An 8,893-nucleotide genomic window follows, 5' to 3' on the forward strand; every position below is an offset into this window, starting at 1 on the left:
GCTCCCACCCCCGCTCGCGCACGAAGGCCTTTGCTCCCCACCGCAGCGCCGGCACCGTCCTCACGAGCCCCGACGGGTCCCGCTCCAGCACATGCACCTCGGCGATCCGCCGCCGCCCGGTCCGGTCGCGTACGAGGTGCAGCACCACGGAGAGGGCGGCCGCCACCTGGCTGTGCAGCGCGGCCCGGTCGAGCCCGGCGGCCGTACCCAGGGCCTCCAGCCGGGCCGGCACGTCGGCGGCGGCATTGGCGTGCACGGTTCCGCAGCCGCCCTCGTGACCGGTGTTCAACGCGGCCAGCAGATGCACCACTTCGGGCCCTCGGACCTCGCCCACGACCAGCCGGTCGGGCCGCATCCGCAGCGCCTGGCGCACCAGGTCCTCGAGGGTGACGAGGCCCGCGCCCTCCTGGTTGGCGGGTCTGCTCTCCAGTCGCACCACGTGCGGATGGTCCGGCCGCAGTTCCGCCGAGTCCTCGGCGAGGACGATCCGCTCGTCCGGCCCCACCAGCCCCAGAAGGGCGCTCAGCAAAGTCGTCTTGCCGCTGCCCGTGCCGCCGCTGACGAGGAAGGACAGCCGTGCGTCGAGGAGCGCGCGCAGCACGCGGTCCCCGCCCGGCGGCACCGTCCCCGCCGCGACCAGCTCGCCGAGCGTGAAGGCGCGCGGCCGTACGACCCGCAGCGACAGGCAGGCGCAGCCCACGGCGACCGGCGGCAGCACCGCGTGCAGCCGGGTCCCGTCGGGCAGCCGGGCGTCGGCCCAGGGCCGGGCGTCGTCCAGCCGGCGCCCGGCCACGGCGGCGAGGCGCTGGGCGAGCCGTCGTACGGCCGCCGCGTCCGCGAAGCGCACCGGCGTGAGCTCCAGCCCGCCGCCCCGGTCCACCCAGACCCGGTCCGGGGCCGACACCAGCACGTCGGTCACCGACGGGTCGGCGAGCAGCGGCTCCAGCGGCCCGCTGCCGACCAGCTCGGACCGCAACTGCGCCGCGGCCCCCAGGACTTCCGCGTCCCCGAGCACCCTGCCCTGCTCCCGCAGGGCCTGTGCCACGCGCGCGGCGGTCGGCTCGGCCCCGCTCTCGGCCAGCCACCGCCGCACTCCGTCGAGCAGTTCCGCGCTCTCCGGTCCGGCCAGGGTGCTCATGCCGCACCGGCCTCGACGAGCGCCCGCTCCCAGAACTCCTTGCAGAACCGGGCGAGCGGTCCGCGCGGGGCGGCGCCCGGGGGCGCCGTGCCCTCGTCCGGGCGCAGCAGTTGCGGCTCGGCCGGCACCTCGCCGACCAGGGGCAGTGCGAGCAGCCGGGCCACCTCTCGGTCGTCGAGCCCGGGCGGGTACGGCCCGCGGACGGCCACCCGCAGATCGCGCAGGACCATCCCGACCGCGGACGCCACCCGTCCGGCGGCAGCGACGGCGCGCAGCTCTGCGGGCACCACCAGTACGCCGACGTCGAGTTGGGTGAGGACCTCGGCGACGCCGTCGTCGATGCGGCGCGGCAGGTCGACCACGACCGTGCCGCCCCGGCGCCGGGCCGCGGCGAGTACCGCGCGCACCGCCTGGGGCGGGACGGCGATCCGGTCGCCGCGGTCCCAGCTGAGCACCCGCAACGAGTGCAGCTCGGGCAGCGACTCCTCCAGAGCGCCCCCGCCGACCCGGCCGCGTGAGGAGGCGAAGGCGGGCCAGCGCAGTCCGTCGGCCGTCTCGCCGCCGAGGAGTACGTCGAGTCCGCCGCCGAGCGGATCGGCGTCCACGAGGAGTGTGCGCAGCCCCTCGCGCGCGGAGGTGACGGCGAGCGCGCACGCGAGCGTGGACGCTCCGGCCCCGCCCCGGCCGCCGATGACGCCCACGGTGAGGGCGGGCCGTCCGACGCCCTCGGCCACGTCGGCGATGCGATCGACGAGCCACTGTTCGCCGTCGGGCAGCATCAGGACGTGCTCGGCGCCGATCTCGACGGCGCGCCGCCACACCCCGGAGTCGTCCTGGTCCCGGCCGACGAGGACGACTCCTCTTCGGCGCGCGGCCCCGCGCACCCGCCGCGCGGCGTCGTCGCCCACGAGGACGAGCGGCGCGGTCTCCCAGCCGCCTCTGCGGTCGGGCACGCCGTGGTGCACCTCGGGTGTGGCGCCCGCCGCCGCGCACAGGCGCAGCAGGTCGTCGAGGAGTTCGGTGTCCTCGGTGACGATCAGCGGTCCGCCCTGCCGCCCTCCGGCGGCCGGCGGCGGATCGTGTGTGACGGCTCCTGCCACGGTCTCCATCCCCCTTCGCTGCATGACTCGCAGGGCCCCTGCGGCCCGCGATTCCCAAACGTGGGAAGAACCGGCGACGCGGCCTCCCTTTGAACGGCCGGCACAAACCGGCCGAGCGCCACCGGCAATCGGAGCCGGTCATGAACCCGCCGCGGGCGGGGTGCGCTGGAATCACGGTGCAGCGATCCCGGAAATCATGTGGATCTTGGTGGAAAACTGTGGACGCCTCGGCGGTTGTGAATATCGCCGTCACCCATACCGGTGATGCCCGCAGCCCCTCAGTGCGACTTCCACAGAGCAGTCCGACGACTACGTGCCGTGACAGATCATGGGCATGACAACACCATGCCGACGCGGCATCAGAGCGGCTCTCGGGCCGCGCGAAGAAGGAGAAAACGCATCCGGACATGCGACGACCCCCGCCGGGGGGGAGAGCGGGGGTCGTCCCCACGGCCGACTCGGGGGGGGAGGAGTCGGGCCGGGTTAGCACGGTCGCGAACGATCCGTGACTTCCATGGTGTACCCGAGAGCCCTCTCAGGCAAACCCACGCGCCCCACCTTACGCCGAATGGGCTGCCCCTATGCTCAAGGGCGTGGAAAACCACTTGTCGCCCCGCACAGCGGCCTTCTTTGACCTGGACAAGACGGTCATTGCGAAGTCGAGCACGCTCACGTTCAGCAAGTCGTTCTACCAAGGCGGCCTGATCAACCGCAGGGCCGTCTTGCGAACCGCATATGCCCAGTTCGTCTTCCTGGCCGGCGGCGCCGACCACGACCAGATGGAGCGTATGCGCGCCTACCTGTCCGCGCTGTGCCGCGGCTGGAACGTGCAGCAGGTCAAGGAGATCGTCGCCGAGACGCTGCACGATCTGATCGACCCGATCATCTACGACGAGGCCGCCTCCCTCATCGAGGAGCACCACACCGCCGGCCGTGACGTCGTGATCGTGTCCACGTCGGGCGCGGAGGTGGTCGAGCCGATCGGCGAGCTGCTCGGCGCGGACCGGGTGGTGGCGACCCGCATGATCGTGGGCGACGACGGCTGCTTCACCGGCGAGGTGGAGTACTACGCCTACGGTCCGACCAAGGCCGAGGCCATCAGGGAGCTGGCCGCGTCCGAGGGGTACGACCTCAGCCGCTGCTACGCCTACAGCGACTCGGCGACCGACGTGCCGATGCTGGAGTCCGTCGGCCACCCCCATGCCGTGAACCCGGACCGCGCGCTGCGCCGCGAGGCCCTCGCGCGCGGGTGGCCGATTCTGGACTTCCACCGCCCGGTCCGGCTCAAGCAGCGCCTCCCCGGGTTCTCCGTACCGCCGCGCCCGGCGCTCGTCGCGATGGCCGCGATAGGCGCCGCCGCGGCCACCGCCGGCCTCGTCTGGTACGCGAACCGGCGCCGGGCGACCGTCGCTTGACCTGGTGCGGTCCGAAGTCCTATTTGAACCCAAAAGTAAAGAAGTGCAGCCTGGACTTCCGCTTACTCCGGGTCAGGAGTACAAAGGACTCAACGGCCCGCGAGACCAAGGACATCCGAGAGGATCACCTTAATTACGCATTTGGCCCCACGGACCGAGCATGAACATCGGGCACCCACGCGACGTCGACCCGTCGATTACGGGCCAGCCGCACCAGGGACGGGCAAAGTTCCCGACCTGATGGGCATATATCGAGGACGCTTGGTACCCCGATGCTCATGCCAGCGGCGGTACGAGTTCTCGTACCGCCGCATTTCTGTGCCGGACCGGTCCCGCTGTCACGCCGCTCCGCGCTGCAACGCCTCGCACACCGCCGTCGACTCGCGCGCCCCCAGTTCGACCGCCCTGCCGCAGTGGGCGATCCAGGCGGCCATGCCGTCCGGGGTGCCGGAGACGTACCCGTCGAGGGCTTCCAGGTAGGCCGCGCGGCCCAGCTCGGCGTGGCCCATCTCGGCCGCGCAGACCGACTTCGGGTCCAGACCGCTGCCGATCAGGACGATGCGTTCGGCCGTGCGCGCGACCAGGCCGTTGTGGGAGGTGAATGGACGCAGCGCGAGGAGCTCGCCGTGCACGACGGCGGCCGTCACCAGCGCCGGCGCGGTGCCGCCCGCGATGATCAGTCCGGCCAGCCCCTCCAGCCGGCCGTGCGCCTCGGCCGCGCTCGGCAGCGGCAGCCCGACGAGCGGCTCGTCGACCACCTCGCCCTCCTGCCGGGGCCGCCCCACCTGGTCGGCCTCGTCGGCCGCCGCCACCAGGTGCAGCCGGGCCAGCACCCGCAGGGGCGACTGCCGCCAGATGGACAGCAGCTGTCCGGCCTCGGCGGTGAGCCGGAGAGCGGCGCCCACGGTGCGCGCCTCGTCGTCGCCGCTGAAGTCCGTACGCCGGCGGACCTCCTCCAGGGCCCAGTCCGCGCCGGCCAGCGCCGCCGAGCCACGGGCGCCGCGCAGGGCCGCCTCGGAGGTGATCGCGTTGCTGCGCCGCCGCATGATCCGGTGCCCGTAGACCCGGTCCACGGATTTGCGTACGGACTCCACGGATTCGGCCACACCGGGCAGCGCCCCCAGGGCCGCGAGAGGGTCGGCGGTCGCGCCTGCTGTACTCATGAGTACGACCCTACGCACCCCGGGAGCCCGCCCCACGGCGGAGTGGCCATCTTCACTCGGGCCGTTACTTCGCCGCCGGAGCCCCGGGCACGCCCTTCGGGGCCGGGGCGGGCCGGCCCGCGAGGAACGACGCCCAGCCCTGCTTCGGCGCCTCGCCGACCTTCAGCGTGCGCAGCTTCTGCAGCGTCGTCGGATCCTGGGCGTCCAGCCAGTCCACGAGCTGCCGGAACGAGACGCAGCGCACCTCCTCCTTGGTGCACACCGTCTCGATGACCTTCTGGACGGCCCGCATGTAGGTGCCGCCGTTCCAGGACTCGAAGTGGTTGCCGATGATCAGGGGCGCGCGGTTGCCGTGGTACGCCCGGTAGAAGCCCTTGAGCAGGCCGAAGCGCATCTGTTCGCCCCAGAAGTCGCGCCTGGCGGGGTTGCCCTGGGTGCTGGTGCCCGACTGGTTGACCATGAAGTTGTAATCCATGCTCAGCTGCTCGTAGGAGTGTCCGGGGAACGGCACGAGCTGCATGGACACGTCCCACAGGCCGTTCTTCTTCTTCGGCCAGACCTGGTCGTTGACGCCGCTGGTGTCATAGCGGAAGCCCAGGTCGCGGGCCGCCCTTACGAAGTTCCGCCGGCCCTCCAGGCAGGGTGTGCGGGCGCCGATGAGCTCCTTGTCGTAGTCGAAGGGCAGCGGGGGCGCGTCCTTCAGGCCGGCGTTGGTCTTCCAGGTCTTCACGAACTGCTTGGCCTGGGCGATCTCGTCCTTCCAGTCCTTCACGGACCACTCGCCGACCCCGCCGCCGCTGCCGCAGAAGTGGCCGTTGAAGTGGGTGCCGATCTCGTTGCCCTCCAGCCACGCCAGCCGCAGCTGCTCAACGGTTGCGGCGATACCGCGGCGGTCGTTGAAGCCGATGTCGGAGCGGCCCGGGGAGTGCTGCGGCGGCCGGTACCGGTCGCGCTTCTCGTCCGGCAGCAGGTACACGCCGCTCAGGAAGTAGGTCATGGTCGCGTCGTTCGCCTTGGCGACCTTGCGGAAGTGCGAGAACAGCTTCTGGCTGTCCTCGCCCGCGCCGTCCCAGGAGAAGACGACGAACTGCGGGGGCTTCTGGCCGGGCCGCAGCCGCTCGGGCCTGGGCAGGTGGGGCTGGGCGCCGGTGTAGGCGGTGGAACCGTCCCCGATCAGCCGGACCGCGCTCCGCGGCGCCGGGGCCGGCTTCGCCTTGCGCGGGGCCGGGGGCTCGTGCCTCGATGTGCCGGTCCCGCAACCGGCGAGCGACACCGCACAGACCGCGGCGATCACGGAGCCCACGGCGATCCTGTGGCTTGCGGCCATGTTCCGCCCACCTTCTTCCTTCGCTCGGAGTGCGGACAGCGCCGCCAAATTCGCACGAGGCTGAGAAGGAATTAGTACGACAAGCCGATCAAATGGCCACTTCACCCTTCAGAGTGATTTATTCGTCCATTTGCCCGTAAAGTCTATGCCCGCCCTTTACTTTGCATTACGATCCGTTTACCGAGCGTTGATTCATCCCGCCGATTTACACCGTGACCACGGCCGCGACCGGCCCCCGCCCCGAGCGGGGAGCCCGTCGCTCGACCGCGCAGCCCCGGAGGAGACGGGAAACACATGTCAGCCTGCACCCCCACCCGCGCCGACGATCCGAGCAGGACCGAGCGCACTCATCCACCCCACAGCCCGCCGTCCCACGGCCCCCGCCGCTTCCGGATCGCGGGTGCCGACGTGTCGGCCTCGATCGCGGTCTTCCTGATCGCCCTGCCCCTTTCCCTGGGCATCGCCCTCGCCACCGGCGCACCGCTCCAGGCCGGCCTCGTCGCCGCCGCCGTGGGCGGGCTCGTCGCCGGACGGCTCGGCGGCTCCCCGCTCCAGGTGAGCGGACCGGCCGCCGGACTCACGGTCGTCACCGCCGATCTCATCCAGCGCTACGGCTGGCGGACGACCTGCGCCATCACCGTCCTCGCCGGCCTCGCCCAACTGGGCCTCGGCTGCCTGCGCGTGGCCCGTGGCGCCCTCGCCGTCAGTCCCGCCATCGTGCACGGCATGCTCGCCGGGATCGGCGTCACCATCGCCGTCGCCCAGCTGCACATCGTGCTCGGCGGCACACCGCAGAGTTCCGTCCCGGACAACCTCCGCGCCCTGCCCGCCCAGTTGGCGGACATGCGCCTCGCGTCCGTCTCGGTGAGCGTGCTGACCCTGGCGCTGCTCATGCTCTGGCCGAGACTGCCCGGCCGGGCCGGACGCCTGCTGCGCACGGTCCCGGCCGCGCTCGTCGCCGTCGCCGGAGCCAGCGTCGCCGCCGCCCTCGCCGGCCTCCGCCTGCCCAAGGTCGACCTGCCGTCCTGGAGCAACCACGCCCTGGCCGGACTGCCCGAGGGCCCCGTGCTCGGCATCGTCGCCGCGGTGCTCACGACCACGCTGGTGTGCAGCGTGCAGTCACTGCTCGGCGCGGTCGCCGTGGACAAGCTGGTGGCCGGCCGCCCGGGCCTGTCCGCCCGCGTCCGGCGCTCCGACCTCGACCGCGAACTGCTCGGGCAGGGCGCCGCCAACATCGTCTCCGGCTCGCTCGGCGGACTGCCCATCGCGGGCGTGGCCGTGCGGACTTCGGCGAATGTGCACGCGGGCGCGGTGAGCCGGAACTCCACGATGCTGCACGGCGTTCTCGTAGTGATCGCCGCGCTGCTGATGGTCCCGATCCTGGAGCTCATCCCGCTCGCCTCGCTCGCCGCCCTGGTGATGGCCGTCGGCATCCAGATGGTGTCCCTGCACCACATCCGCACGGTGACGCGCCACCGCGAAGTGTGGGTGTACGCCGTCACGACCCTCGGCGTCGTGTCCCTCGGCGTCCTGGAGGGCGTCGCCCTGGGCATCGCCACCGCCGTCGGCGTCGCCCTGCACCGCCTCACCCGCACCCGTATCACGCACGAAGAGAGGGAAGGAGTCCATCACGTACATGTCAGAGGACAGTTGACGTTCCTCGCGGTGCCCCGGCTCAGCCGGGCCCTGCATCTCGTACCGCACGGAGCCGACACCGTCGTCGAGCTGGACGGGTCGTTCATGGACCACGCGGCGTACGAGACGCTGCAGGACTGGCAGAAGACACACACCGCACAGGGCGGCACAGTCGAGATCACCGGCCGGCACCCCGGCATCCGCATCTCCGAGCCCCAGGCCTCCACCGGCTGCCGATGCCGGCCCTGGACGCCCTGGCGCAACCACCAGTGCGACCGCTCCCAGGTTGCTTCCCCTTCCCTGAACGTTCCGGACGGGACGGACCGCACCACCCCGGGCCCGAAGGGCACCGGCGGAGGCAGTGGGCACGAACTGGCGCGTGGCATCAGCGCGTTCCAGCGCAACACCGCACCCCTGGTGCGCAGCGAGCTGGCCCGGCTGGCGCGTGAGGGGCAGCGTCCTTCGCAGCTCTTCCTGACCTGCGCCGACTCGCGGCTGGTCACATCGATGATCACCTCCAGTGGTCCGGGCGACCTGTTCGTCGTGCGCAACGTGGGCAACCTCGTCCCACGGCCGGGCGAGGAGAGCGGCGACGACTCGGTGGCGGCCGCGATCGAGTACGCCGTGGACGTGCTCCAAGTGCGCTCCATCACGGTGTGCGGGCACTCGGGCTGCGGCGCCATGCAGGCACTGCTCAACTCCGAGCCCGGCGGCGCCCGGACACCGCTGAAGCGGTGGCTTCGGCACGGGCTGCCGAGCCTGGAGCGCATGGCCGACGACAGCGGGCCGTGGGGCAGGCTGGCCGGGCGGTCTCCCGCGGACGCGGTCGAGCAGCTCTGCCTGACCAACGTGGTCCAGCAGCTGGAGCATCTGCGCGCCCACGACTCGGTGGCCCGGGCCCTCGCCAAGGGCTCCCTGGAGCTGCACGGGATGTACTTCCACGTGGGCGAGGCCGAGGCCTACCTGCTCACCGAGACGGACGACGGCAGCGTCTTCGACCGCGTACGCGAGGCGGACCTGACGGCCTGAGCCCGGCTCGCGCACGGGTGTGCGGCCCGGACGGCCCCAGGCGGCCCGACGGCCCCGACGGCCTCCGGGCCGCACACCCCACGGCC

The 8,893-nt window shown here is 72.3% G+C and carries 6 protein-coding genes; 2 read left to right on the top strand and 4 right to left on the bottom strand.

Annotated features, from left to right (window positions below):
• Positions 1-1,138 (bottom strand): TadA family conjugal transfer-associated ATPase (locus CCL05_RS38505; protein ID WP_086565261.1); only part of this gene is annotated, 1,138 nt, incomplete at its 3' end.
• Positions 1,135-2,247 (bottom strand): septum site-determining protein Ssd, encoded by a 1,113-nt coding sequence (gene ssd / locus CCL05_RS38510; RefSeq protein ID WP_086565262.1) that lies wholly within the window; start codon positions 2,245-2,247, stop codon positions 1,135-1,137. The genes ssd and CCL05_RS38505, both read right to left, overlap by 4 nt.
• Positions 2,248-2,819: 572 nt before the next feature.
• Here ssd and CCL05_RS38515 point away from each other — a divergent pair.
• A complete protein-coding gene (locus tag CCL05_RS38515) occupies positions 2,820-3,653 on the top strand; it encodes an HAD family hydrolase (protein WP_086565263.1) in 834 nt (277 codons plus the stop codon).
• 338 nt (positions 3,654-3,991) lie between these two features.
• Here CCL05_RS38515 and CCL05_RS38520 read toward each other — a convergent pair whose 3' ends face one another.
• Together CCL05_RS38520 and CCL05_RS38525 are read right to left on the bottom strand one after the other, a co-directional pair.
• Positions 3,992-4,816 carry a Fic family protein gene (locus CCL05_RS38520; protein WP_086565264.1) on the bottom strand — a complete coding sequence of 275 codons (825 nt, stop codon included), beginning with the start codon at positions 4,814-4,816 and terminating at the stop codon, positions 3,992-3,994.
• 64 nt (positions 4,817-4,880) lie between these two features.
• The gene (locus CCL05_RS38525; protein WP_086565265.1) at positions 4,881-6,143 is read right to left on the bottom strand and encodes a polysaccharide deacetylase family protein; all 1,263 of its coding nucleotides are present in this window, start codon (positions 6,141-6,143) and stop codon (positions 4,881-4,883) included.
• A gap of 294 nt (positions 6,144-6,437) precedes the next feature.
• Between CCL05_RS38525 and CCL05_RS38530 the strand changes: the two genes are divergently transcribed.
• Entirely contained in the window at positions 6,438-8,807 is a 2,370-nt protein-coding gene (locus tag CCL05_RS38530) for a bifunctional SulP family inorganic anion transporter/carbonic anhydrase (protein WP_086565266.1), read from the top strand.
• The last annotated feature ends 86 nt before the right edge of the window (positions 8,808-8,893 follow it).

This window comes from Streptomyces africanus (genome assembly GCF_002150735.1).
Lineage (GTDB): Bacteria > Actinomycetota > Actinomycetes > Streptomycetales > Streptomycetaceae > Streptomyces > Streptomyces africanus.

What these genes read in the sequence shown, in the direction of transcription:
- CCL05_RS38515 (WP_086565263.1), top strand. Translation starts at nt 2,820, where the DNA reads ATGCTCAAGGGCGTGGAAAACCACTTGTCGCCCCGCACAGCGGCCTTC.
- CCL05_RS38530 (WP_086565266.1), top strand. Translation starts at nt 6,438, where the DNA reads ATGTCAGCCTGCACCCCCACCCGCGCCGACGATCCGAGCAGGACCGAG.
- ssd (WP_086565262.1), bottom strand. Translation starts at nt 2,247, where the DNA reads ATGGAGACCGTGGCAGGAGCCGTCACACACGATCCGCCGCCGGCCGCC.
- CCL05_RS38520 (WP_086565264.1), bottom strand. Translation starts at nt 4,816, where the DNA reads ATGAGTACAGCAGGCGCGACCGCCGACCCTCTCGCGGCCCTGGGGGCG.
- CCL05_RS38525 (WP_086565265.1), bottom strand. Translation starts at nt 6,143, where the DNA reads ATGGCCGCAAGCCACAGGATCGCCGTGGGCTCCGTGATCGCCGCGGTC.